The organism is Microbacterium sp. TW_SC_2, assembly GCF_055361165.1.
Map to the genome: position 1 here is coordinate 126,297 of NZ_CM143952.1, position 21,888 is coordinate 148,184.

The following is a 21,888-nucleotide window of genomic DNA, read 5'->3' on the forward strand; positions in this document are numbered from 1 at the left end:
CGGATCGCGGCGATCAGGATTCCGAAGGCGAAGACCGGCATCTAGTCGGCGGCCCTCACGATGCCGAGCTCGTATGCCAGGATCACCACCTGGACGCGGTTGGGGAGCTCGAGCTTCGTGAGGATGCGACCGAAGTGCGCCTTGACGGTGGATTCGCTGAGGTGGAGGGCCTGCGCGATCTCCGCGTTCGTCAAGCCTTTCCCGACGTGGAGAAAGACATCGCGCTCTCGGTCGGTGAGCGCGGAGAGCGCCTCCGGGGGAGCCGGCTGATCGCGCGGCGAGAGCTGGGGCAGCGCCACCTCGATGAGCTTGGAGGTGAGGCGGGCGGAGATCACGGCATCACCGGTCGCGATGGTGTGGATCGCTGAGACGAGTTCCGCCGGTCTGGTGTTCTTCAGGAGGAATCCCGCTGCTCCGGCGCGGAGCGCGCCGAACGCGAACTCGTCGAGGTCGTATGTGGTGAGGACGAGCACCCGTGCGCGAGGAAGTCGGATGCCGAGTTCGCGGGTCGCCTCGATGCCGTCCATGCCCGGCATCCGCACGTCCATGAGGATGACGTCGGGCGCGAGCCGCAGTGCTGCGGCGACGGCTGCCGCCCCGTCGGATGCCTCCCCGACGACCTGGATGTCGCTCTCGGCTTCGAGCACGAGCCGCAGCCCGTAGCGGACGAGTTCCTGGTCGTCGGCGATCAGCACGCGGATCCGAGACGGAGGTGCGTCGTCTGCGGCCATCAGGACTCCATCCGAAGGTGCACGAAGACCCGCCATCCGCCTCCGGGGCGAGGGCCCGCCTCCACATGACCATCGTAGAACGCGGCGCGCTCCCGGATGCCGACGAGACCTCTCCCGGGATCGGCGACCGGTGGTACGGGGTCGGACCGATCCTCGACCAGGATCGTCAGGTCGTCCGCGGTGAACGCGAGGTCCACCTGCACATCGCGGACCCCGCGAGCATGGCGCAGGACGTTGGTGAGCGCCTCCTGCACGATGCGGTAGACGGTGAGGCCGACGACGGCATCCGCGGCGAGGGTCCCGGTCTGCTGGAGACGGATCGGCAACCCGGCCAGTCGCGACTCCTCGATCAGCCCGGGCAGCCTCTCGACGCCGGGCGGAACGGAGAGGTGAGGGAGAGAATGGTCATCGTCCCGCACCGAGGTGAGCAGTCGTCGCATCTCGGCGAGCGTCTGCCGACCGGTCTCGGCGACCCGTCCGATCGCTCGGCGCGACTCTTCGGGACGAGACGCGGCAGACGCATGGGCCCCGTCCGCCAGGGCGACCATGACGGCCAGGCTGTGAGCGATCACGTCGTGCATCTCCCGGGAGATCCGCTCCCGTTCCGACGCGGCTGCGATATGGGCCTCCTGATCCCGCTCGCGACGCAGCTGCTCCGCCCGCTCGATGAGCCCGCGGAGCTCGCTGCGACGGTGACCGACATTCACGCCCACCAGCGTGCAGATCAGAGCCAGGACGATCGCGGCGGCTGTGGCGCTGAGCCAGTCCAGGGGCCAGGCCTCGGTGTCCGCGCGCGGCGCCAGGCCCAGGATCGGCGGGCCGACGCGGACCCGGAAGGCGAGGATCAGCGCCGCCACTGCGGAGGAGGCGACCGCGAGAGCGAAAGCGGCCCACGCGCGGCCGGCCGGCCAGAGCGCGCCGCTCGCGTACAGGGCCGCGCAGACCAGCAACACCTCTGCGCCTGACCCGCCGGCGAACGACATCGGCAGGAGAACCAGCAGGGCGATGAACGACGCGACCGGATACCGCCGCGCAGACACGATGATCGCGAGTCCGACCACGAAGACCAGCAGCAGCGACCAGACCGGGGTCTTCAACGGCGACTCGAGGGAGAGGTATCCCAGGATCAGCGAGACCGCCGCGTAGGCGGCGAGGAGGACGAGAGTCGGACGGGGCAGTCGCGATCTTCCCGTCTCGGCGGTGCCGACGCCGGGCGCCGCCGTGATGGCGACGCCCGAGCGGGGTAGGGAGTTGTTCGTCATACGTCTCTCGTTCTGAGGGCGATCGCGCCGGCCACGAATGCGACCACGGCCCAGAGGACTGCGATCAACCACCCGCCGCCGACGCTGATGTGTCCGGTCCACAGGTCGAGGAACGGACCGCCCTCTGCACCGATCCTGGTCATCGCGTCTCCGGCGTTCCCGAACTGAACGATACGGAGTATTCGTGAGATCAGACCGAAAGGAAGCAGAGACGCCGCCACCGGGAGCAGCAGTGTGGTGAGGAAGACGATGATGGACCCCGCGGTCGTCGACCGGACGAGTGTCCCCACTCCCACGCCGAAGAGCGCGCAGAGTCCGAGGTACATCGCGGAGCTGACGAGCGCCAGCAGGACGCCCGGTGCGGTCAGCGGCGCGGCGAGGCCGAACTGTGCGTAGATCGGGCTCGTGATCGCCCACGCGCTGAAGACGGTGATGGCGGCGGTGCCGGCCGTCGCCGCGAACGCCACGATCGCTTTCGCGCTGAGGACACGCAGCCGATCGGGAACGGCGACGAAGGTGGGTCGGACTCCGCCCGAGGCATACTCGGAGCCGATCACCATCACCCCGATCACGCCCGCGATGATCTGGCCGATCACGACCATCGGAACGGTGACATCGGCCATCGTGCGCTCGATCGAGGGTTCCGACGGCACGCCGGAGGATTCCAGGGTGACACCGAGGAACAGACTGCCGCCGACTCCGATCAGGAAGATGCCGATCAGACCCCAGACGGAGGACGGCACGCTGAACAGCTTGATCCACTCGGAGTGGACGACGTGGACGAACGCCGGACGGATCGTCCGGGCGTCCGCGCGCCCCCGGTGCGTCGTCATCGTCGTCATTCTCCTGCTCCGTTCGACGGCCGCAGTATCGCGCGGTACTCCGTGTCCTGCGCGGTCAGCGCGAGGTACGCCTCTTCGAGAGAGCCCTCGACGGTGGCGATCTCGTACAGCACGATCCCGGCCTCGGATGCCGCACGCGCGACGCTCTCCGCGTCGAGATCGGTGATCTCCAGCGTGTCGTCCGCACCGGTCGTCACGGTCACCTCGGGCCCCGTCAGGACGTTCACCAAGCGCTCGACCTCTCGCGTGCGCACGCGCACCACCGAGCGGGTCGCAGCCGAGACCACTTCGTGCAGGGGCCCGTCTGCCAGGATCGCCCCCCTTCCGATGACGAGGAGATGATCGGCCGTCTGCGTCATCTCGCTCATCAGATGCGAGGACAGCAGCACGGTTCGCCCTTCGGCGGCGAGCTGGCGCAGCAGATCGCGGATCCACAGGATCCCGTCGGGGTCGAGGCCGTTGACCGGTTCGTCCAGGATGATCGTCTGCGGATCGCCCAGCAGTGCCGCCGCGATGCCGAGCCGCTGGTTCATGCCGAGCGAGAATCCTCCCACCCGCTTGTCGGCGACCGCGTCCAGGCCCGCCAGGTCGATGACCTCATGCACCCGTGCGGCGCCGATGCCGTGTGTCGCGGCGATCGCCCGCAGATGCCGGTAGGCCGAGCGGTGCTTGTGCGCCGACCGAGCGTCGAGCAGAACGCCCACTTCACGCAGGGGTGCGGGCAGCTCCGCGTAGGGGCGACCGTTGACCTCGGCGGTCCCGGCCGTCGGGCGGTCGAGGCCCACGATCATCCGCATCGTCGTCGACTTTCCCGCGCCGTTCGGCCCCAGGAAGCCCGTCACCTTGCCGGGTTCGGCGGTGAAGTCGATCCCGCCGACGGCGACCTTCCCTCCGTAGTGTTTCGTGAGTGAGTGGACTCGAATCATGTTCTGCCTTTCGTTCACCCACGACGCTACGAACCCCGCCGCGCGCGCACATCGGGCTCCAGTCCCGAATGCGGGGGCGGGGCAGTACCTGAGTCCACATTCCTTCGGTCCTCGCGTGCCGGGGGCGACAGTCCCTCACCCGTCATCCGCGCGGCGTTCTTTGCTATCACTATCGATACTGATAGTTTTACCGTATGGCCACTTCATCCGCTCTCCTGCACCCGATTCGACTGCGCATCGTGCAGACACTCCTCGGCGAGGAGGAACTGACGACGATTCAGATGCACGAGCAGATGCCCGATGTGCCGATCGCCACGCTGTACCGACATGTGGCGCAGCTGGTGAAGCATGGCCTGCTCGAGGTGGTGGGCGAGCGTCAGATTCGCGGAGCGAGTGAGAGGACGTATCGGGTCGCCCCAGGGCTGGTGAATCCGTCGCAGGGTGAGTTGGCGGCTTTGAGCCGGGAAGATCTGCTGACGATGTTCACCGTGTTCAGCTCCGGTCTCATCCGTGACTTCGCCACCTACGTGCAGGCAGGAGATCCGGACCTGGCCGCTGATCGGGTGAGTTTCGCGCAGGCGGACTTCTGGGCGACCACCGCAGAAGTGGACGAGTTTCTCCACGCCGTCATGGGGGCACTGACGCCGCTTCTCAGCAACACGGCCGAGGGTGGCCGTCGACGCCGGAAGCTCACGACCGTGTTGGTGCCGCGCGCGGAGTCCGACGTCCTCAGCTCCTCGTCTTCGACCGACCGAAAGAACCCATGAACCTCATCGACCTCGATTCCGGGCTACTCGCCGCGTTCATCCCGGCGCTCATCCTCGCGGCGGTACTGATCATCTCGTGCCTGATCGACATCGCCCGCAAACCGCGCGCACGGCACTTCCCCAAGCTGGTCTGGGTTCTGCTCATCGTGCTCGTCATTCCGCTCGGCGCGGTGTTGTATCTCATCCTCGGTCGCGACAGAGGCGCCGCTCTCCGAGACCAGGACATTCGATGACCACCCCGCTTCGCGCGATCACCCCCCGGGACCAGAACCCTTCCGATCACGCGATCCAGGTCAGGCGCGTCACTCGCACCTTCCCGGGCGGCGCCGGAATCCATGACATCGACTTCACCGCCAAAGACCGGGCAGTGACCGCTGTGATCGGCCCCAATGGAGCCGGCAAGACGGTGCTGTTCAGCATCATCGCCGGCCTGCTTCCTGCCGACAGTGGGCAGGTCACGTTCGGTCCGGGCCGCAGCCGGGTGGCGTACTGCCCGGACGTTCCGCAATTCGAGCCATGGCTCACGGCGCTCGAGGTCGTCGAAACGTCCCTCGCGATCGCCCGGATGCGCGGCACCGTCACCGCCCGTGAATCACTCGAACTCTGCGGGCTCGGCAAAGTGGCGACCCGACGAGTGGCTGATTTCTCTCGCGGCATGCTGCAACGTCTCGGCATCGCCGCGGCGATCGTCCTCGACCCCGACGTCCTCATCCTCGACGAGCCCAACAGCGCACTGGACCCCATCGGCCGCGCCGACATCCGGGCCCTCATCACGGAGCAGAAGCAGCACCGCTGCATCGTGCTCTCCAGTCACATGCTCAGTGAGGTCGAACAACTCGCCGACGATGTCGTGGTCATCAGCGACGGACGGATGATCGCGCACGGCACCACGACCGAGATCCTCACCGACGGTCTGGAACCGGTATGGACCATCCGACTCGGTGCTCCCACCGCCACGACGACCGAAACCCTCGTCGCCGAGGTGCCGCACATGCACCTCGAATTCGTGACCGACACACTCTGCACGGCCCGATTCACCAGCTTCGACACCGCCGCGACCGAACTGACGCACGCACTCACCCTGCTCGGCGCGCCCGTCATCGAGGTCACCCTTCAGGACCGCGACCTCGACGCGTCATTCGCCCGGATCATCCAGAGACAGGACCATTGATGTCTGCCAGCCTCGCCTCCGCACGCGTCGAAACCCGCCGCCTCACCCGCTCCGGACTGCTCATCGGGCTGCTGGCCACGTTCGCGTTCTTCGGGCTCTCCGGCCCCGCTCTGGCGCTCGCCATGCCGGCGATACTCGGTACAGCGACGAGCACCGAGCAACTCACCATCGAAGCCGCCCCCGCGACCGCCGCCGACGGCATCACCCTGTTCAACCAGAGCGCGATGCAGCTCGGACTCATCCTGGCGGTCGCGATCGCCGTCACCTCGATGGCGTGGGACGCCCGCTCCGGCTCCTCCATCTACTACCGGACGCGCGTGGCACGCCTCTCCACCGTGACCATCCCGCGACTCGCGGTCGCCTGGATCGCCGCGATCCTCGCCTACTCCCTCGGGCTCCTGCTCGCCGTGGTGATCACGAACCTCACCATCGGCCGAATCAGCAGTGACCTGATCCTGGGGGTGTGGGCCGGCTCCACGATCTACCTCGTCATGGCGATGGCGATCGGCTTCCTTGTGATGGCGTTCACCCGCCGCACCGCACCGGCCATCGCCATCGCCACGATTCTGGCCCTGGTCCTGCCGTTGCTCAGCCAGTTCCCGGCCCTGTCCTCATGGACCCCCACCACGCTCCTCACCGGCTCGACCAGCGGCATCCACAGTCTCGGCCTGCCGATCCTGTCCGCGCTCATGGTCACCGCCCTGTGCGTCATCGGCGCTACGCTCATCACCGCCAGACAGCCACTCCGACGCGACGCCTAGAGCGTGTTGCGGAGGCGGCCGCCGCAAACACGCTCCGAGTCAGCGGAATGCACGGCTGACCGCGCCACCGGTCTACATGTACACCGGTGCGGCCTTGGCAGCCCTACACCACGGGGACCAGCAGGGGTGTTCCAGAATCCGGTCCAGACGTAGGAGACGAACTCGTCACACCGACCCGAGCTGACCTCGCACGATCGAGTCGCCGGAGTGGGCGGGGTTCCCGTCGACCGTCTCGTTGGAGATGTCGACGAGGTCGTATTCGTCGAGGTCGACGGTGTCGGGGATCGTGAAGGTCTCGGTGGACGACCCGAGGATGCCGAGACTGATGAGGGCCTCGCCGTCGTTGCGGATGAGCCAGACCTCGCGGTAGTCGTCGGTGTCTCCGGCGCCGTCGAGCGTGACGGTCAGGGTGCGGGCTCCGTCGGCGTCCTCGCCGACCTCGGCTTGCCCGGCGGCACCCGGGTGCGCGTCGAAGGCGTCGAGCGTCGCGGCGGCGATCACCGACGGCGTCTGGGCGGCCGACACGGCGAACCACGTGGCGGCGCCACCGACCCCGACGACCAGCACGAGCGAGGCCGCGAGCGCCCACCAGCCGGCGGGCGAGAACGCGCGTCGCCGCGGACGTGGCCGCAGGGAGGCCTGCGCGGGGGCGGGCGACGAAGCGGCGGGAGGAGTGCCCGGCGCAGCGGAGAGCGGGTCGGAAGCGAGCGCCTCACCCAGGTGGAGCTCCTCGTGGATGCGTCCCCACACGCCCGCGGGCGGCGAGAACAACTCGCCCTCGTTGATGGTGGCCCTGGCCATGGCGGCGGCGTGGGCCATCTCGGTGATCTCGGCCGCACACGCGGGACATTCCGCGACGTGGGCGCGTTCGTCGTCGGAGGCGACGGGTTCGCCGAGGGCGAGCAGGGCCAGCTGCTCGGGATCAAGATGAGACACGGCTGACCTCCAATCGATCGCGCATGCGGGTCAGGCTGCGGCGGATATGGCTTTTCACGGTACCGAGGGGCATGTCGAGCCTGCGGGAGATCTCCTCGTGCGTGAGGTCATCGTAGAAGGCCAACCTCATGACACTCTGCGCGTCGGGGTGCAGATGCTGCATCTCGTTGGCGATGAGGATGCTGTGCGAGAGATCGACAGGCGAGGTGATGAGGTCGCTGGGGGAAGTCAGGCGTTCCATCTCCTCGTGCAGACGGCGGATGCGGGCCCGGGAGTCGTGCATGTCGGCGATGCGGCGCCGGGCGATGGTCACCAACCAGGTGGACAGGCGGGCTTTCGAGGCGTCGTAGGCGGTGCGAGACGTCCACGCCGACACGAACGTGCGCTGGGTGACGTCTTCCGCGTCGGCCCGGTCACCGAGCGAGCGCAACGCGATGGTGAACACCACGGGCGCCCACCGCCGATACAGCTCCGCGAGGGCAGCCTCATCACCGGCGACGAAGCGCTCGTTCAGCTGCGCTTCGCCCTCACGGTCGCCGCTCTCGTCCATCCCGTCCCTCCTCTTCATCCGGCGTGCTGTGCATGGGGGTTCACTGCGGTCGTGCGATGGCCACGACGTTATCCCGATAGTGCCCGGTCGAAGAGTCGAAAGGCCCGCCGCAGGTGATGAGCACGAGCATCGGCTCGCCGTCCCGGGCGAACAGCTCCTCCGTCGGCAGGGTGGACTTCTCGTAGTAGGTGAGGGATTCCACCACGTACGTGCGGGCGGAGCCGTCGGCCGCGACGACGTCGATCGGTGCTCCCGTCGCGACGTCGCGCAGGCGGGCGAGCGGTCCGATCGGATAGCCGACCGCGTCGACGTGCGCCGCGATCGTCATGGCCCCGGCATCGCTGTCGGCATCCGAGCCGTACCGGTACCACCCGGCCACCGCGGGGTCGACGGGGAGTTCCATGGGCCCTGCCGACTCCACGCCCACATCGACGATCGGCATGTCCACGCCCAGATCGGGGATGCGCAGGCGCGCGGGGGCGATGGTCTGCTCGGGGGCGGTCAACGCCCCCGAGCGGATCTCGGGACGCAGGGTGGAGGTGGGGGCGGGCGTGGGGGTGGCCGACGCGCTGGGGGGAACAGGCGCCGACGCGACACCTCCCGCCCCCACCGGGGAGCAGGCGACGAGGAGCGCCGAAAGGAGGGGTGCCATGACGACCAGGGGGAGCCGCAGGAAACCTCTCGACGCTCCTCGTGCCATCAGCGGACGCTCTTCTGTCGCCGAGCCGTCAGACCTGCACCGACGGCGACCAGGAGAACGATGCCGGCCATACCGGCCACCAGCAGCACGGTGGCCGTGGTGTCGTTCTGAGCGAGGTAGCCCGCGGTACCGGACGGGACACCGTCCGGGTTGGTGTGCAGGCCTTCGACGGTCTGTGCGGCGATGGCGAGGTTGCCGTCCTCCGCGCTTCCCCACGCGTACACGATCGTGAGGACGCCTTCCTGCACCGCGACATCGGCCGGACCGATCACCGGGTCGGTCGTGCCGGCGAGCGCCACCGCGGCGGAGACGGTTCCGGCAGGCAGGTCGAGAGTCGCCTCGTTCGGGTTCGTGAGCCCCTCGATGACCGGCGAACCACCGGCGAGCACATCCACGGCGGGAGCCGCGGCGGTGTGGCGCACCGTCAACCGGCCCTCACCCGCGGCCGTCGCGGAGATGTCGTTGGTGAACAGGTTCAACCCCGGCTCTCCCGCCTCGGTGAGGTGCGCGGCGGCGGTGTAGTTCATCCCCGCGGCGAGTGTGAGCGTCGCCGGTCCGAGGATGGGGGCACTGGCGTCGGCGGCATCCGGCGCCGTGAGCGCGACCTCGTAGTCGCCGGCCGGGAGCTCCAGCGGACCAGCGAAGTCGCCGGGCTGGAAGTCGTCGACGGTCAGCTCGCCGTTGACGTAGACGTCGACCGGGGTGTCGGGGATCGCGTGGAGCACCGACAACTGGGCTGAATCACTCGTCGCCGCCGACGCGGGCAGCGCCAGACTCAACGCGGCGATCACTCCGACCGCGATACCCGCGGTTGTTTTCTTGCGCACGATATTCCTCCTTGAACCGTAGGCGGCCATGTGGCCCTTTCACCTACGTTGTTCCGGTCGGAGGTCTCGTTCGGATGCACGCCGCAAGAAACTTTTTCGGATGCCCCGCAGGACCTCGACGTCCCCAGTCGTCGAAGCCCCGCGGGGTGCCCCGGCTCCACCCGCGGCGTCCCTCCGAAAGTCGGTGTCTGTGTCCGGTCGCGATCCCACATCGCGAACTCCCCATCGACTGCGCCTCCCTCGCGCCCCGGAAACCTCCGAAGCCCTTCGCATCAGCACCTTCCGAACATCAGGAGCACCGACCCGCGTCCGTGATACATCGCGGCGGAGAAAGTCAGAATCCGCTGCCGTGGCACTGGAACGGCGCCCGGTGTCCGGTCGCGACGGATGCCGCGGCGAGGGCGTCGGCGGGCGTGGCTCCCCTCGCCAGCTCCCCGTGCACGGCGCCCAGCAACTCGCACGCGACGTCATCGGCGACGATCACCGGGGCCGCGATCACGCACCGGGTTCCCGCGTGCAGCCACACCCGGGTCATCCCCAGCGCCTCCTCGCCCCAGCGCACAGAGGAGCGGCCGACCTCGCACGCCGACAGGATGACCGTGCCCGGGGTGCGGGGGATCAGATCGACGTCGTAGCCGAACAGCGGGCCGTCGGCGAGCTCGACCCCGGAGAACAGGGGGTTGTCGACCGCGTGCCGACCGTGCGCGGCGATGTGCAGCACGTCCGAGTCGCCCGCGAGCGCGGTCATCGCCGACACCGTCGCGGCGGCATCGTCGAGCAGCGTCGTCACGGCGGAACTCCCGCGCCATGCTGCCGACGCCGTCTGCATCTCCTCCGCCGCGCGCGGTACGCGGGGGCCGACGGCGAGACCGACGCGCCGGGGCGCGGCAGCGGGGTCGTGACGGTCGGCACCCCAGCGCGACACCGAGGTCGCGAGCGTGAACGGCACGCCGTGCAGGCTCGGCAGCATCGCCCACGGCACCCCGGCGAGCATCCCCGGCACCGTGAGCACCACGCGCTGCGCCGCAGCGATCGCACGGGCGGGGGCCAGGAGCTCGTCGTCGAGCACGCGCAACCGCACGTCGAGCGTCCTCTCGATCACGGACGACATCGCTCCGCCCCGCGTGAGCGCGGCCATGTCGAGGTCGGCGCGCAGCCCGTCGAGCGCCGCCTGCACGCGGGAGACCGAGAGATCGACGATCTCGGCACCGGATGCCGTCACCGCCACGGCGTGCAGCGACGTTCCGGTGAACACGAACGACAGCACCGCGGTGTCGGCATCGAGCAGTTCCTTGGCGTCCGGCAGATCGAGGCGACCGCGGGTGGCGCCGGCCGAGGTCGACGACCACTGCCGCTCCCGCACCCGATCGCGCAGCACCCGCACGCGGGCGTCGGTCGTCCAGTCATGCCCCGCGAGATCCGCGCGCAGCATCCGCAGCTCGGCGAGATCGCTCGCGAGCTCGGGATCGTGCGGAGGGCGCACGGGCGCCACCTGCTGGCTCAGGTGTCGCGCGCGCTCCGACCAGGCGAACAGGGTCGCCGGATCCCGCGTGCGGGCCGCGGCGGTGAGGCCTGCGAAAACCAGCTCGCTGCCGTGCATCGCGACCGAGGCCTGCAGGTCGAGCGCCCCGAACGACCGCTGCCAGGTGGTGAGCAGCTCGAGACCGGATGCCGCGGCCGCCAGCGCCGCCCCGGTACGACCCGCGGAGGCCGCGCGCTGCGCCCGCACCTCGTGTGCGCGCAGATGCAGCGCGGTCGGGGCATCGGCGGCGACCCGCGGCATCCGTCCTCCGCCGGCGCGCCGCGCGGTGAGCCGCAGCGCCGTCGCCTCGGTGCGGAATCCGCCGCGGTCGAGGGCCCTCGCCGCCCTGTCGATCTCTGCGGGGTCGGGGGTGCTGTCGGGTCGCGCGCGCACCCAGGCCTCCAGACGCACGGCGTCGGCGCGCGCCGCCCATCCGGCGCTGCCGAGCGCCGCGAAGCGCCGTGCGGCCGTGCGGGCGACACGCTCCGCCGCGGGAGCATCATGACGCAGCAGCGATCGGGCGAGGTGGAATTCGGCCTCACCGCGCGCCTGGGGCATCCGCTGCGCACCGAACCGCACGGCGACCTGAGCGAGCAGGCTCTCGGCCTCGGTCGTGAGCCCGGCGTCGCGCAGCACCTCGGCGCGGTCGAGGTCGCTGATCGCCGCCGCCAGATCGCCGACCGCCGCGAGCGTGGGTCGCGACCGGGACATGAGCGCGAGGGCGGTGACCAGGTCGCCGCCGAGCAGAGCCGCATAGCCGAGGTTGTGACGCGCCTCCGCGAGGGGCTCCGCCTCGCCGCTCGCCTCGTAGACGGCCACCGCGCGCTGCAGATCGGCGACGCACGCGTCGAGCTCATGCCGCTGCATCCGCACGATCGAGCGATTCATCAGGCAGTTCGCGAGCTCGGTGGTCTCGGCCGGCGCGGTCGCGTCCGGCGCGTTCGGCGGGGCGGAGGAGGCGCTGATCGCCTCGATCGCCCGGGTGAGCATCGACTCGGCCTCGGCCAGACGCCCCGCGTGCATCAGCAGCGTGCCGAGCTGTCCGCTGAGCACCGCGGTGGTCTCGGTGCGCAGGGCGGGGCGATCCAGCGCGGAACGGCACAGCCGCTCGGCATCCGCCGGCCGACCGGTCTGGGCGAGCACGTAGGCGAGGGTGCCGTCGATGCGGGCCCGCAGATCCGGGTCGTCGGTGCGGGCGGATGCCGCCGCCAACGCGCGCCGGGCCGCCGCGAACCGTCGCGCGTTGGCCGCTTCGACACCGCGCCGATGCAGCTCACTCGCAGACAGGGGCATCCCCCCAGGATGCCGCCCGCGGCCCGTCGGTGGAAGAGGCGAAGAAGACCGGCGCTGTCAGTCCTTCCCGATCGGGGTCGGCAGCGCCTCGACCACCGTGCGCACGGCCTCGGTCGCGACATCCACCGCCACGCCCTTCACGGGCACCGTGCCGAGCAGCGCGGCGACGTGGCCGGCGACGTAGGGCGCCGCGAACGACGTGCCGCTCCACACCGAGAACCCGCCGCGGTAGTCGTCGGGGTCGATCGTCTCGCGCACCAGTCCTGAGACGTCGGCCCTCGTCGCGGCCTGCGATCCGCCGAGGAACGCGGGCGAGGTGCTCACCACCGCTGCCCCCGGTGCGTACACCTGCACCCACGGGCCCACGTTCGAGAAGAGTGCGACCGACCGTGCCGAGGGATTCAGGGCCCCGACCGACACGTGCGGGGCGCCGGCGTCGGGGGCGATGCCGTTGTCGGAGCCGGGCCACGGCCACAGCGACGCCGGGAACGCCGGGCGGTCTATCGCGTCGTTGCCCGCCGAGCAGACGACCACGCAGCCGAGCTCGCGCGCCGCCGCCAGCAGCGCGAACAGGGTGCGGCTGAAGAGCCCGTCGACCGGGGTCTCGTGGTAGTAGCCGAGCGACAGGGAGAGCACGTCGATCGGATGCCCCGTCCGCGGGTTCGCGCGGTGCCGACGCAGCAGCTCCACGACCTGCGCGACGGTGCCGAGCAGGGTGCTCTCGTCGATCACCCCGAGCGCGCCGGCCACGCGGATCGAGAGGATGTCGGCATCCGGAGCGGTCTGGCGGATGATCCCGGCGATGAACGTGCCGTGACCGGCCACCGCGTCGATCTCGCCGTCGAGCTGCCCGTAGAGGTCGGGGAAGCGTTCGGGGTCGGCGTCGTCCGTCAGCCCCACCGGGTGCCCGTCGAGCTCGACGTGACGCGTCACGATGTCGTCGGGCAGCCAGTCGTGCACCCCGCATCCGGTGTCGAGGATCGCGACGACGGGTCGCCTCCCCCGCTTCGGCGCGGGACCGCGTCGCGGCGCCGGCCCCAGCCACGTCACCGGCTGACGGGCGCCGCGCCCCGGTTCGAGATAGTCGTCGCTGCCGCCCGCGCCCTCGCCGCGCATGGGGTTGGTGCGGCTGAACGGGTTGGTGCGGCTGAAGGGATTCGTGCGGCTGAACGGGTTCAGCCCGACCGGGTCGATCGCGAGGACGTGATCCAGGCTCGTCCGCGGCATGGTCGACCGCGACATGCGCCGTGCCCGCTGCAGCACGCGCCACGCATCGGGGGCGACGGGCGACTCGCCCCGCGTCGGCTGGTCGGGCGTGGTCAGCCGTGCCCGCAGGAATCCGGGAACCCCGGGCACGAGTTCGGGGGTCTCGCGCTCGGCGGTGTCGAACTCGAGCAGCCAGCCGAAGGTGTCGGCGGCGTCACGGAGCGTGCGGATCTCCTGGTCGGCCCCTTCGAGATCCTTCTCGTCGCGGATGACGAGCAGCCGCTCGGGCAGATAGGCGGTCGGGAACGCGCGGACGCCGTCGACCGGCTCCATGCTCGGATCGAGCGCGGATCCGCGGCGGATCGACCCCTCGGCGCGGTCCTGCCAGGTCCATCCTCTGGGCTGCTCCATGCGTCCTCCTCTCCGGTGCGGACTCGCCGCACACCGCACCCCCGGCGGGGCGCTACAACTCGAACTGCGGTGTCGACAGGGTGCGCTTCTCGTCGCCCACCGTCGTCGTCAGATGCACCCGGGTGAGTCCGGGGGGCACCTCGTCGAACGCGAAGCGTCCGGTCTCGGCGGGCGAGGTGGTGCGTGCGCGCTCGCCCTGCGTCAGCACGATCTCGGCGGCAGCCGTGTCGACCCAGCCGTCGACGCGTCGACGACCGGATGCCGTGGTGGTGACGTGCAGCAGGATGCTCGTGGTGCCGTCGCTGAACTGCAGCGTGAGCGCCTCCGTCTCGCCGCGCACCGCCCCTACCGGGCTCTCGACCAGGGTCAGGAGCGCGTACTCCCGCGTGATGCCGTCGGCCGCGACCGCCGCGATCATGCGGTCGACCAGGCTCTCCGGCATCGGATCGACCGTGCGCCAGAGCGTGCGCAGTCGGGCGAACATCTCGGCGTCATCAGGGTCGGCGGGGTGGGCGTCGTCGTTCATGTCCGTCCCTCCGTCCGCGGAGTGGGCGGCGCGTCCAGCAGGGTGCGCAGCTTGGCCAGGCAGCGCTGTCGCGTGGGGCCGATGCTGCCGACGGGCATCGCGAGGTCTTCTGCCAGGTGGGCGTAGTCGGGGCGATCCTCGAAGGCGATCACGCGCAGCAGCCGCTGGCACCGCTCGGCGAGACGTCTCACGGCCGACCAGAGACGGCGTCGCTCCTCGTCGAGCGCGGCATGATCCTCGGCCGAGGACTGCTCCGGCAGAAGCACGTCGAGGTCGTCCGCCTCGGTGGTGTCGACGCGGCCGTGCGCCTTCCCGATGCGCCAGGCCTCGCGCCGCGCGGTGGTGGTGAGCCAGGCGGAGACCGCCCGCGGATCGGCGATCGACCGGTGCCCGCGCACGAGTCGCAGCCAGGTGGTCTGCACGACGTCCTCGGCCAGGGTGCGCTCGAGTCCGTACGCGCGCACGACGTGCCACAGCACGGGAGTCATCAGCCGTACCAGTTCGTCCATCGCGCGAGCATCGCCCTCACGCCATGCGTCGAAGAGATCGGCGGCCCGCAGCCAGCGTGCGGAACCGTCATCCGATGCAGGATCGAGAGCGGTGCCGGGTGCACCGTCGGTCATGAAGCCCATTGTGATCACACACACCAGGAGCAGGGCAAGGGCTTTCTGATACATCCCGGTGGGGGGTGTGGGTGTGGGGAGTCGGGCCGGATGCCGGGACGGATGCGGCTGCTGTCGCGGATATCGTGGAGGGGTGATCGCCCTCGCCATCCTGCTGTTCGTGAACGCCGCCTTCAATGTCCTCGTCTGGCCGCGGTTCTACAAGCGGGTCGCGAAGGATCCGCGCGCGCGGGATGCGAACGGCCGGCCGACGACCTTCCTGAAGGTGCACGCCGTGCTCATCGGGATCGCTCTCGTGCTCGCGCTGGTCTCGGCGCTGGCCGGCATCGCCGCGCTCGCCGGGGCCCTGTAGCCCGCCCCGCCCCGCGATCGCCACCCCGGTCCCGGGCCCCGCCGCGGACAGCCCCGGGGTCACCGCATCTCGTAGGTCTTCGCGTGCGCGGCCCACTGCGACTCGACGGGCAGTCCGCGCAGCGCCCGGTTGCTGACGGCGAGCACCACGGCGATCAGGCAGAGCGCCGCGCAGACGAGGATCGTGCCCTCGCGCCCGAGCGTGGTCAGGCCGAATCCGGCGATCAGCGGCGCGAGCGGCATCGCGCCCATGCCCAGCACGCCGGCCGCGCTGTTGGCCCGTCCGAGCAGATGCGTCGGGGTGGCGACCATGAAGTAGCCCATCATCCCGGCGTTGAGCGCGGGCAGCAGCAGGACGGCGGCGCCGAGCACCGCGACGATCGCCCACGGTGCGGTCACCGCTGACAGCGCGACCGCGCCGGCCGCCACGACGCAGAGCGCGGTGATCGCCAGCACCCCCGCGCCGATGCGCGGGACGAGCAGGGGAGCGATGAATGCCCCCACGAGCATGGTGACCCCGATGCCGGACGACATCGCACCGATCAGCAGCTCGGGGTATCCGTCCTGCTGCAGGGCGTAGATCACGGTCGTGATCGCGGCGTTGAAGCCGAGGTTGATGATCGTGATGATGAGCAGGACGCCGCCGAGATCGGGGCGGGAGAGCAGCCACGCGAACCCCTCGCGCATCTCGCGCCATGCGTTCCGCGCGGGTGCGTCGGGGGCAGGCCCGGAATCGACACCTGCCTCCGCATCGTCCCCCGCCTCCTGGCGCGGCAGGGCGCGTCCCAGCATCCAGGCCGTGACGGCGGCGATCCCGTGGCAGAGCGTCATCGCGACCCCGACCAGCCACCCGCCGACGCCGAGGAGGAGTCCGCCGAGCGGCCCGCCCGCGAGCTGCAGCGCGGCATCCCGACCCTGGTTCGCGGCCTGCGCGCGTCCCATCCTGTCGTCGGGCACGATCTCCTTGATCGCGCTCTCGCCCGCGACGTCGAAGAGTCCGCTGCGCGCGGCGAGCAGGATGTTGAACAGCAGCAGGCTCATGAAGGTCAGAGTGCCCCACAGGGCGAGCGCCGTGAACACGCCGGCGAGCACGATGCCCGCGATGGAGCCGACCAGCATGAGCGCCGTGCGCGAATGGCGGTCCGCCAGGATGCCGCCCGCGAGCGTCGTCAGCAGTCGGGCGACCACGCCGGCGGCACCGATGATGCCCGCCTGAGCCGGATCATCCGTCACGATCAGCGCGAGCAGGGGGATCGCGAACGCGAAGAGCGCGGCGGCGAGCCCCTTGCTCGTGTCGCTCACGAGCCAGGTCAGGTAGCGGGGAGTGCGCCACGAGCGGGACGGGGCGGTGACGGTGGTCATGGATCGAGAATAATTGCGCAAGACAAGTTGCGCAAGTCTTATTGCGCAACTTGGGGTGCGGATATACTCGGGAGATGAGCGAGGAGCACGCGCGGCCCGATCCGGTCTGGATGACGACGGCCATGCTCAAGGCGTACACGCACCCGCTGCGCCGCCAGATGCTGCAGCTGTTCCGTCGCCACGAGCATCTGCGGGCGACCGACATCGCCGCGGAACTCGGCGTCGCCGCGAACAGCGTGAGCTTCCACCTGCGGGCGCTCGCGGATGCGGGGCTCATCGAAGAGGCGCCGGAGCACGCGCGGGACCGCCGCGATCGGGTCTGGGTCGCGCGTCACCAGGCGCTGAGCCTGGGCGGCCCCGAGAGCCCGGTGCCCGATGAGGCGCTCAGCGCCGTCATGATCGGTGCGCTCGCCGAGGAGCATCAGGACATGCTGCGCCGCGTCATGGCCTGGACTCCCGAGTACGTCAGCGGCCGAACGAGCGAGGTGCACGCGACTTTCTCGCAGCGCACGGTGCGGCTCACCCCGGCGGAGTTCGACGCGGTGATCGAGCGCATCGAAGACGTCCTGTCCGAGGCCGTCGAGGCGCACGACCGCGACGACCCCGACAGCCGCCCGTGGCAGATCGACATCCTCGCCGCCGACGACCGCATCTGACTCCCCCGGAACGACGGATGCCGCGACCGCGCGTGCGGTCGCGGCATCCGCCGTCGTCGACGGGGTCGGCTCAGGGGATCGTCCGCCGGAAGGCGAGGAACGAGACGCCCGTGAGCACGGCCGTGATGACGAGCCCCCACAGCGCGAGACCGAGAGCCCCGAGGTCGTTGATCGTGGCGCCGACGTGCGGCCAGAGGGCGAGGCGGTTGGCCAGGAACACGAGTCCGACGAGCGCGAGCGTCAGCACCACGCTCACGATGATCAGCACCAGCTGGCCCCAGCTCTTGTAGATCGTCGCGCCGGTGAAGCCGACCACGAAGAAGAACATCGCGAGCGTGAAGTACACCACGAAGGCGCCGAGGGGACCGGCATCCCACAGCCACGGCAGGTGGAAGAGGTAGCCGTTCAGGCCGTAGCCGTCGGTGAGGAGCTCGATGCCGCCGCCGATCAGGAACAGCACGCCCATGATCGTGCTGCCGAGGATCGCGGTGAGGAGCGTGCCGAAGAAGAACTCCCGACGCGTGATGCTCATGGCCTGCGAGAACGGGAAGGTGAGGGTCATCGCCGACATCCCGATCGCGAAGAAGTACCACAGCGGGGCTTGACCGCCGCCGCCGTACTTGGGGGCATCGCCCGGGATCATGGCGTAGATCAGCACCGAGATGAGCACGGCCGCACCGAGGATCATCAGCGGATACCAGAGGAAGGTGCCCCTGTTGATCATCTGCAGGCGGATGACGTTGAGTGTGCGTCGCATCAGCGGACTCCCTTCCTCGTGGTGGCGGCTCTCGGGGTGCTGCCCGTGTCGTGTTCGGCCTTCTGCGTGAGCCGCACCACGAGCTGCTGCAGCGAGACCGGCGCGAGGTCGAGCCCCGCCGCCGTGACCTCGGCCCGCTCGGCGGGCGAGAGCGAACCCAGCACGGTGACGGAGGCCACGCGGCCGAGCGCCTCCCGGTGCAGGATCTCGCGTCCGCCCACCCAGGCGTCGACCTTCGCGGCGTCGCCCACCACGGTCACGGCGCGATCGCGGACGGCATCCGTGTCCTCGTTCAGGAGGATCCGCCCGTCGTCGATCACGATGACCTTCTCGATCAGGTTCGAGACCTCGTCGATCAGGTGCGACGAGAGGATGATCGTGCGCGGATGCGCGGCGTAGTCCTCGAGCAGGCGGTCGTAGAAGATCTGCCGGGCGACCGCGTCGAGGCCGAGGTACGGCTCGTCGAAGAAGGTGATCTCGGCGCGGGAGGCGAGTCCGATGATCACGCCGACGGCGGAGAGCTGGCCGCGGGAGAGCTTCTTGATCGTCTGCGTCATCGGCAGCTGGAACTCGGCGATGAGCTCGTCGGCCAGACGCTGGTCCCAGTTCGGGAAGAACAGGCTCGCGGCCTTGAACGCGTGGGCGGGGCGGGCGTCGTCCGGGTACTTCTGGCTCTCGCGGACGAAGCAGATGCGCCCGAGCACGCGGGCGTTCTCGTACGGATGCTCGCCGAACACTCGCACGGTGCCGGAAGACTCGAAGTTCTGCGCGGTGAGGATCGACATCAGCGTCGTCTTGCCGGCGCCGTTGCGGCCGAGCAGGCCGTAGATCGCGCCGCCTTCGAGGGAGAGCGACACATCGTCGAGGGCGTTCTTGTTCTTGTAGCGCTTGGTGAGGTTCTGCACCTCGATGACGGCGGTCATGCGGGGTTCTTCCCTTCTGCGGTGGGGGCGGTCGTGTCGGTGCCGGCGTCGCTCGCGCGCCGGCGGAGGAGGTCGGCGAGGTCGTCGGCGCTGAGGCCGAGCGTGCGGGCCTCGGCGAGGAGCGGGTCGAGATAGCGGTCGGCGAAGGCCGCGCGGCGCTCGCCGAGGAGCAGGTCCTTGGCGCCGGCGGCGACGAACATGCCGATGCCGCGGCGCTTGTACAGCACTCCCTTGTCGGTGAGCATGGCGACTCCCTTCGCCGCGGTGGCGGGGTTGATCCGGTAGAACCCGGCGAGCTCGTTGGTCGACGGAGCCTGGGTCTCCTCGTCGAGCGAGCCGTCGAGGATGGAGTCCTCGATCTGCTCGGCGATCTGGAGGAAGAGCGGCTTGCCTTCGTCGATCACAGGGCCTCCGTGGTTACGTGGTTACTTACATGAGTAACTAACCACGTAACCCGAGTCGTGTCAAGAGCACCCTCCGACGGGCGCGGTGAAGGGCCCGCCGCCGAGGGGGCGGACGCGACGGACGCCGTCAGACCCGCGGATGCCCGACGTACATCGAGCCGTGCAGCTCGGCGACGTGGGCGAACGCCAATGCGCTCGCGGTGCCGGCATCGCCGGCGCGGAGCGCGGCGACGAGCTGCGCGTGCTCGTCGTTCGACGCCCGCAGGTAGTCGATCCGGTAAGGGATGAAGTAGGCGTACAGCTCGTGGGTGACGCGATGATGCAGCTCCACCGCGCCGTCGGTCCCGGCGATGCGGGCGAGCACGTCGTGGAACTCCGCGTCGGCGGTGCGGAACCCCGTCCAATCGGGGGTGACCCGCATCTCCTCGACGAGCTCCTCGAGCCTCGCGAGCTGCGCGGCGTCGGGGGATCCGCTCGCGAGGGCCGCCAGCCCGGCTTCGAGCACCGCGCGCTGGTCGATGAGCGCGTGCACATGGGCCGCATCGGCCCGGTAGGCGTCGATCGAGGCGACGGTGCCGACGGCCGGTGCGTCGGCGATGAAGGTGCCGCCCGCGTGGCCGGGCCGGCGCACCACCACCCCCTCCTCGCTCAACGCCCGGTAGGCGCGGCGCACGGTCATCTCGCTCACATCGAAGGCGCGAGCGGTGTCATCGGTCCCGGGGAGGCGCTGTCCGGGGGCGAGCATGCCGAGCTCGACGGCGAGCGAGATCCGCGCCCGCACGGTGTCGACGGCGGTCGTGCGACGGATCGCTCCGAGCGCCGGGGAGGCCAGATCCATCCTGTGTGCTCGTCTCGGGTCGGCACCGGTCGAGACCGGATGTCCGGCTCAGCGCGCCACGCTCTCCTCCGCGTCGCCCGATGCGGCGGCGCTCGCGCCCGATTCAGGATCGAGGGAGAACCGCTTGCCCCACACGATACCGATCACCATGGCGATCACGGGGATGAGTGCGAGCGCAGTGCTCACGGCCGGGCTTCCGCCCGTGACGAGGGTGAAGTTCGAGAGCACGAGCCACAGGGCGAAGGCGAGACCGAGCACCGAGAGCACGGGGAACACCCGCGCCCTGCCCACCCTTCCGGCGGCGAGCTCGGGGCGCCGCGCGAAGAACACCAGGACCGCGACGGATGTCGTGAGCATCAGCAGCACCATGCCGACCGTGGCGACGCCGGCCATCGAGCCGAACACGCCGACGAGCGGGTCGAGGCCGAGCAGGGCGAGCACGGCGAGGATGATCGCCGCGGTGATGGTCTGCACCACCGAGGAGAACGCCGGCGAGTGGTGGGAGGCATGGCGACGGCCGAGGCGTGCGGGCAGCACCGACTTGTGCGCGAGGGTGAACTGGTAGCGGGCGATCACGTTGTGGAACGAGAGGACGCACGCGAAGAGGCTGGTGACCAGGAGCACCTGCACGACGTCACGGACGATCGGTCCGAGGTACTGCGTGGTGGTGTCGAGGAGCAGGTTGCCCTCGCCGGCGAGCGTCTGCTGGGCGACGGCCACGACATTGCCGGCACCGACACCCATCACCAGGGCCCAGCACGAGACGGCGTAGAAGACGCCGATGATGATCACCGCGAGATACGTCGCCCGGGGGATGGTCCGCTCGGGCGAACGCGCTTCATCGCGGAAGACGGCGGTCGCCTCGAAGCCGATGAACCCGGTCAGGGCGAACAGCACGGCCACGCCGATCCCGCCCGAGAACACGTACGCCGGATCGAAGGTCTCGAGGGCGATGCCCTCGGCGCCGCCCGTGGCGATGATCACGACGTCGAGCACGACGACGACCAGGATCTCGAGGGCCAGCGCCACTCCGAGCACCTTGGCGCTCAGATCGATGTGCCGGTATCCGAGCACCGCGACGATCGCCATGGTCGCGAAGGAGTAGAGCCACCACGGCAGGCTCGGGCCGCCGAAGAACGTCACGAGGTCGTCGACGGCCCAACCCATGTAGCCGTAGATCCCCACCTGGATGGCCGTGTAGGCGACCAGTGCGGTGAAGGCGGAACCGAGCCCGAGCCGTGATCCGAGGCCGGCGGTGACATAGGAGAAGAACGCACCGGCCTCCTTCACGAACGGCGTCATCGTGACGAAGCCGACCGAGAAGACCAGCAGGATGACGGCCGCGAGCGCGAACCCGATCGGTGCGCCCGGGCCGTTCCCGGCACCGATCGCGATGGGCACGTTGCCGCCGATCACGGTGAGGGGCGCCGCGGCGGCGATCACCATGAAGACGATCGCGCCGGTGCCGAGTTGGCCGTCGAGGCGCTGGCGCGGCTCGGTGAGAGGGGAGACGGTCATGAGGTCACTTTCGACGGAGCATCCG

At 70.1% G+C, this 21,888-nt stretch carries 24 protein-coding genes; 6 read left to right on the forward strand and 18 right to left on the reverse strand.

All coding sequences use genetic code 11. The annotated features are described in order from the left end of the window. Positions 1–41 precede the first annotated feature (41 nt). Genes ACWA14_RS00645 through ACWA14_RS00660 form a run of 4 tightly spaced genes read right to left on the reverse strand, consistent with a single transcriptional unit; the run spans position 42 to position 3,761 of the window. Entirely contained in the window at positions 42–731 is a 690-nt protein-coding gene (locus tag ACWA14_RS00645) for a response regulator (protein ID WP_463795513.1), read from the reverse strand. Next, complete coding sequence (locus ACWA14_RS00650) at positions 731–1,993, reverse strand: sensor histidine kinase (protein WP_463795514.1); 1,263 nt, start codon at positions 1,991–1,993, stop codon at positions 731–733. The genes ACWA14_RS00645 and ACWA14_RS00650 overlap by 1 nt, the downstream gene beginning before the upstream one ends. Then, positions 1,990–2,826, reverse strand: coding sequence for a hypothetical protein (locus tag ACWA14_RS00655; RefSeq protein WP_463795515.1), 837 nt, complete (start codon positions 2,824–2,826; stop codon positions 1,990–1,992). The genes ACWA14_RS00650 and ACWA14_RS00655 overlap by 4 nt, the downstream gene beginning before the upstream one ends. Before the next feature lie 5 nt (positions 2,827–2,831). Continuing rightward, a complete protein-coding gene (locus ACWA14_RS00660; RefSeq protein ID WP_463795516.1) occupies positions 2,832–3,761 on the reverse strand; it encodes an ABC transporter ATP-binding protein in 930 nt (309 codons plus the stop codon). Positions 3,762–3,955: 194 nt separating this feature from the next. On the opposite strand from ACWA14_RS00660, the gene ACWA14_RS00665 reads away from it, so the two are divergent. The 4 genes from ACWA14_RS00665 to ACWA14_RS00680 are packed head-to-tail and all read left to right on the forward strand — an operon-like array spanning position 3,956 to position 6,460. Beyond that, on the forward strand, positions 3,956–4,528 hold the full coding sequence (locus ACWA14_RS00665; protein WP_463795517.1) for a helix-turn-helix domain-containing protein: 573 nt from the start codon (positions 3,956–3,958) through the stop codon (positions 4,526–4,528). After that, positions 4,525–4,761 (forward strand): PLDc N-terminal domain-containing protein, encoded by a 237-nt coding sequence (locus ACWA14_RS00670; protein WP_463795518.1) that lies wholly within the window; start codon positions 4,525–4,527, stop codon positions 4,759–4,761. The genes ACWA14_RS00665 and ACWA14_RS00670 overlap by 4 nt, the downstream gene beginning before the upstream one ends. Beyond that, positions 4,758–5,699, forward strand: coding sequence for an ABC transporter ATP-binding protein (locus ACWA14_RS00675; RefSeq protein WP_463795519.1), 942 nt, complete (start codon positions 4,758–4,760; stop codon positions 5,697–5,699). Before ACWA14_RS00670 ends, ACWA14_RS00675 begins: the two co-directional genes overlap by 4 nt. After that, positions 5,699–6,460 (forward strand): hypothetical protein, encoded by a 762-nt coding sequence (locus ACWA14_RS00680; RefSeq protein WP_463795520.1) that lies wholly within the window; start codon positions 5,699–5,701, stop codon positions 6,458–6,460. Before ACWA14_RS00675 ends, ACWA14_RS00680 begins: the two co-directional genes overlap by 1 nt. Positions 6,461–6,625: 165 nt before the next feature. Here ACWA14_RS00680 and ACWA14_RS00685 read toward each other — a convergent pair whose 3' ends face one another. The 8 genes from ACWA14_RS00685 to ACWA14_RS00720 all read right to left on the reverse strand — a co-directional run bounded on the left by ACWA14_RS00685 (position 6,626) and on the right by ACWA14_RS00720 (position 15,054). Further along, positions 6,626–7,396 carry an anti-sigma factor gene (locus ACWA14_RS00685; RefSeq protein ID WP_463795521.1) on the reverse strand — a complete coding sequence of 257 codons (771 nt, stop codon included), beginning with the start codon at positions 7,394–7,396 and terminating at the stop codon, positions 6,626–6,628. Next, the gene (locus ACWA14_RS00690) at positions 7,383–7,946 is read right to left on the reverse strand and encodes an RNA polymerase sigma factor (RefSeq protein WP_463795522.1); all 564 of its coding nucleotides are present in this window, start codon (positions 7,944–7,946) and stop codon (positions 7,383–7,385) included. The genes ACWA14_RS00685 and ACWA14_RS00690 overlap by 14 nt, the downstream gene beginning before the upstream one ends. A 40-nt stretch (positions 7,947–7,986) precedes the next feature. Continuing rightward, the gene (locus tag ACWA14_RS00695) at positions 7,987–8,598 is read right to left on the reverse strand and encodes a class F sortase (protein ID WP_463795523.1); all 612 of its coding nucleotides are present in this window, start codon (positions 8,596–8,598) and stop codon (positions 7,987–7,989) included. 47 nt (positions 8,599–8,645) lie between these two features. After that, a complete protein-coding gene (locus ACWA14_RS00700) occupies positions 8,646–9,473 on the reverse strand; it encodes a DUF4397 domain-containing protein (RefSeq protein ID WP_463795524.1) in 828 nt (275 codons plus the stop codon). A gap of 334 nt (positions 9,474–9,807) precedes the next feature. Continuing rightward, positions 9,808–12,288 (reverse strand): CHAT domain-containing protein, encoded by a 2,481-nt coding sequence (locus ACWA14_RS00705; protein ID WP_463795525.1) that lies wholly within the window; start codon positions 12,286–12,288, stop codon positions 9,808–9,810. Between the two features lie 57 nt (positions 12,289–12,345). Continuing rightward, the gene (locus tag ACWA14_RS00710) at positions 12,346–13,905 is read right to left on the reverse strand and encodes a S8/S53 family peptidase (RefSeq protein ID WP_463795526.1); all 1,560 of its coding nucleotides are present in this window, start codon (positions 13,903–13,905) and stop codon (positions 12,346–12,348) included. Positions 13,906–13,957: 52 nt separating this feature from the next. Then, entirely contained in the window at positions 13,958–14,431 is a 474-nt protein-coding gene (locus ACWA14_RS00715) for a hypothetical protein (protein ID WP_463795527.1), read from the reverse strand. Further along, the gene (locus ACWA14_RS00720; RefSeq protein ID WP_463795528.1) at positions 14,428–15,054 is read right to left on the reverse strand and encodes an RNA polymerase sigma factor; all 627 of its coding nucleotides are present in this window, start codon (positions 15,052–15,054) and stop codon (positions 14,428–14,430) included. Before ACWA14_RS00720 ends, ACWA14_RS00715 begins: the two co-directional genes overlap by 4 nt. Positions 15,055–15,187: 133 nt before the next feature. Here ACWA14_RS00720 and ACWA14_RS00725 point away from each other — a divergent pair, with 133 nt between their 5' ends. Beyond that, on the forward strand, positions 15,188–15,406 hold the full coding sequence (locus ACWA14_RS00725; RefSeq protein WP_463795529.1) for an SCO4848 family membrane protein: 219 nt from the start codon (positions 15,188–15,190) through the stop codon (positions 15,404–15,406). A gap of 59 nt (positions 15,407–15,465) precedes the next feature. Here ACWA14_RS00725 and ACWA14_RS00730 read toward each other — a convergent pair whose 3' ends face one another. Further along, entirely contained in the window at positions 15,466–16,767 is a 1,302-nt protein-coding gene (locus ACWA14_RS00730) for an MFS transporter (RefSeq protein ID WP_463795530.1), read from the reverse strand. A gap of 74 nt (positions 16,768–16,841) precedes the next feature. On the opposite strand from ACWA14_RS00730, the gene ACWA14_RS00735 reads away from it, so the two are divergent. Beyond that, on the forward strand, positions 16,842–17,423 hold the full coding sequence (locus ACWA14_RS00735) for a helix-turn-helix domain-containing protein (RefSeq protein WP_463795531.1): 582 nt from the start codon (positions 16,842–16,844) through the stop codon (positions 17,421–17,423). A 70-nt stretch (positions 17,424–17,493) separates the two neighbouring features. On the opposite strand, the gene ACWA14_RS00740 is transcribed toward ACWA14_RS00735, so the two are convergent. From ACWA14_RS00740 to ACWA14_RS00760, 5 genes are all read right to left on the reverse strand, one after another. Further along, positions 17,494–18,180 (reverse strand): hypothetical protein, encoded by a 687-nt coding sequence (locus tag ACWA14_RS00740; protein WP_463795532.1) that lies wholly within the window; start codon positions 18,178–18,180, stop codon positions 17,494–17,496. After that, complete coding sequence (locus tag ACWA14_RS00745) at positions 18,180–19,103, reverse strand: ABC transporter ATP-binding protein (protein WP_463795533.1); 924 nt, start codon at positions 19,101–19,103, stop codon at positions 18,180–18,182. The genes ACWA14_RS00740 and ACWA14_RS00745 overlap by 1 nt, the downstream gene beginning before the upstream one ends. Beyond that, positions 19,100–19,507, reverse strand: coding sequence for a GntR family transcriptional regulator (locus ACWA14_RS00750; protein ID WP_463795534.1), 408 nt, complete (start codon positions 19,505–19,507; stop codon positions 19,100–19,102). The genes ACWA14_RS00745 and ACWA14_RS00750 overlap by 4 nt, the downstream gene beginning before the upstream one ends. Positions 19,508–19,634: 127 nt before the next feature. After that, positions 19,635–20,345: a FadR/GntR family transcriptional regulator gene (locus tag ACWA14_RS00755; RefSeq protein WP_463795535.1), complete on the reverse strand. Its 711-nt coding sequence runs from the start codon at positions 20,343–20,345 to the stop codon at positions 19,635–19,637. A gap of 48 nt (positions 20,346–20,393) precedes the next feature. Further along, on the reverse strand, positions 20,394–21,863 hold the full coding sequence (locus ACWA14_RS00760; RefSeq protein WP_463795536.1) for an APC family permease: 1,470 nt from the start codon (positions 21,861–21,863) through the stop codon (positions 20,394–20,396). Positions 21,864–21,888 lie beyond the last annotated feature (25 nt).

Excerpts from the sequence above, each read along its gene's own strand:
- ACWA14_RS00645 (WP_463795513.1), bottom strand. The coding sequence starts at position 731 with ATGGCCGCAGACGACGCACCTCCGTCTCGGATCCGCGTGCTGATCGCC.
- ACWA14_RS00650 (WP_463795514.1), bottom strand. The coding sequence starts at position 1,993 with ATGACGAACAACTCCCTACCCCGCTCGGGCGTCGCCATCACGGCGGCG.
- ACWA14_RS00655 (WP_463795515.1), bottom strand. The coding sequence starts at position 2,826 with ATGACGACGCACCGGGGGCGCGCGGACGCCCGGACGATCCGTCCGGCG.
- ACWA14_RS00660 (WP_463795516.1), bottom strand. The coding sequence starts at position 3,761 with ATGATTCGAGTCCACTCACTCACGAAACACTACGGAGGGAAGGTCGCC.
- ACWA14_RS00665 (WP_463795517.1), top strand. The coding sequence starts at position 3,956 with ATGGCCACTTCATCCGCTCTCCTGCACCCGATTCGACTGCGCATCGTG.
- ACWA14_RS00670 (WP_463795518.1), top strand. The coding sequence starts at position 4,525 with ATGAACCTCATCGACCTCGATTCCGGGCTACTCGCCGCGTTCATCCCG.
- ACWA14_RS00675 (WP_463795519.1), top strand. The coding sequence starts at position 4,758 with ATGACCACCCCGCTTCGCGCGATCACCCCCCGGGACCAGAACCCTTCC.
- ACWA14_RS00680 (WP_463795520.1), top strand. The coding sequence starts at position 5,699 with ATGTCTGCCAGCCTCGCCTCCGCACGCGTCGAAACCCGCCGCCTCACC.
- ACWA14_RS00690 (WP_463795522.1), bottom strand. The coding sequence starts at position 7,946 with ATGGACGAGAGCGGCGACCGTGAGGGCGAAGCGCAGCTGAACGAGCGC.
- ACWA14_RS00695 (WP_463795523.1), bottom strand. The coding sequence starts at position 8,598 with ATGGCACCCCTCCTTTCGGCGCTCCTCGTCGCCTGCTCCCCGGTGGGG.
- ACWA14_RS00705 (WP_463795525.1), bottom strand. The coding sequence starts at position 12,288 with ATGCCCCTGTCTGCGAGTGAGCTGCATCGGCGCGGTGTCGAAGCGGCC.
- ACWA14_RS00710 (WP_463795526.1), bottom strand. The coding sequence starts at position 13,905 with ATGGAGCAGCCCAGAGGATGGACCTGGCAGGACCGCGCCGAGGGGTCG.
- ACWA14_RS00715 (WP_463795527.1), bottom strand. The coding sequence starts at position 14,431 with ATGAACGACGACGCCCACCCCGCCGACCCTGATGACGCCGAGATGTTC.
- ACWA14_RS00720 (WP_463795528.1), bottom strand. The coding sequence starts at position 15,054 with ATGACCGACGGTGCACCCGGCACCGCTCTCGATCCTGCATCGGATGAC.
- ACWA14_RS00730 (WP_463795530.1), bottom strand. The coding sequence starts at position 16,767 with ATGACCACCGTCACCGCCCCGTCCCGCTCGTGGCGCACTCCCCGCTAC.
- ACWA14_RS00735 (WP_463795531.1), top strand. The coding sequence starts at position 16,842 with ATGAGCGAGGAGCACGCGCGGCCCGATCCGGTCTGGATGACGACGGCC.
- ACWA14_RS00740 (WP_463795532.1), bottom strand. The coding sequence starts at position 18,180 with ATGCGACGCACACTCAACGTCATCCGCCTGCAGATGATCAACAGGGGC.
- ACWA14_RS00745 (WP_463795533.1), bottom strand. The coding sequence starts at position 19,103 with ATGACCGCCGTCATCGAGGTGCAGAACCTCACCAAGCGCTACAAGAAC.
- ACWA14_RS00755 (WP_463795535.1), bottom strand. The coding sequence starts at position 20,345 with ATGGATCTGGCCTCCCCGGCGCTCGGAGCGATCCGTCGCACGACCGCC.
- ACWA14_RS00760 (WP_463795536.1), bottom strand. The coding sequence starts at position 21,863 with ATGACCGTCTCCCCTCTCACCGAGCCGCGCCAGCGCCTCGACGGCCAA.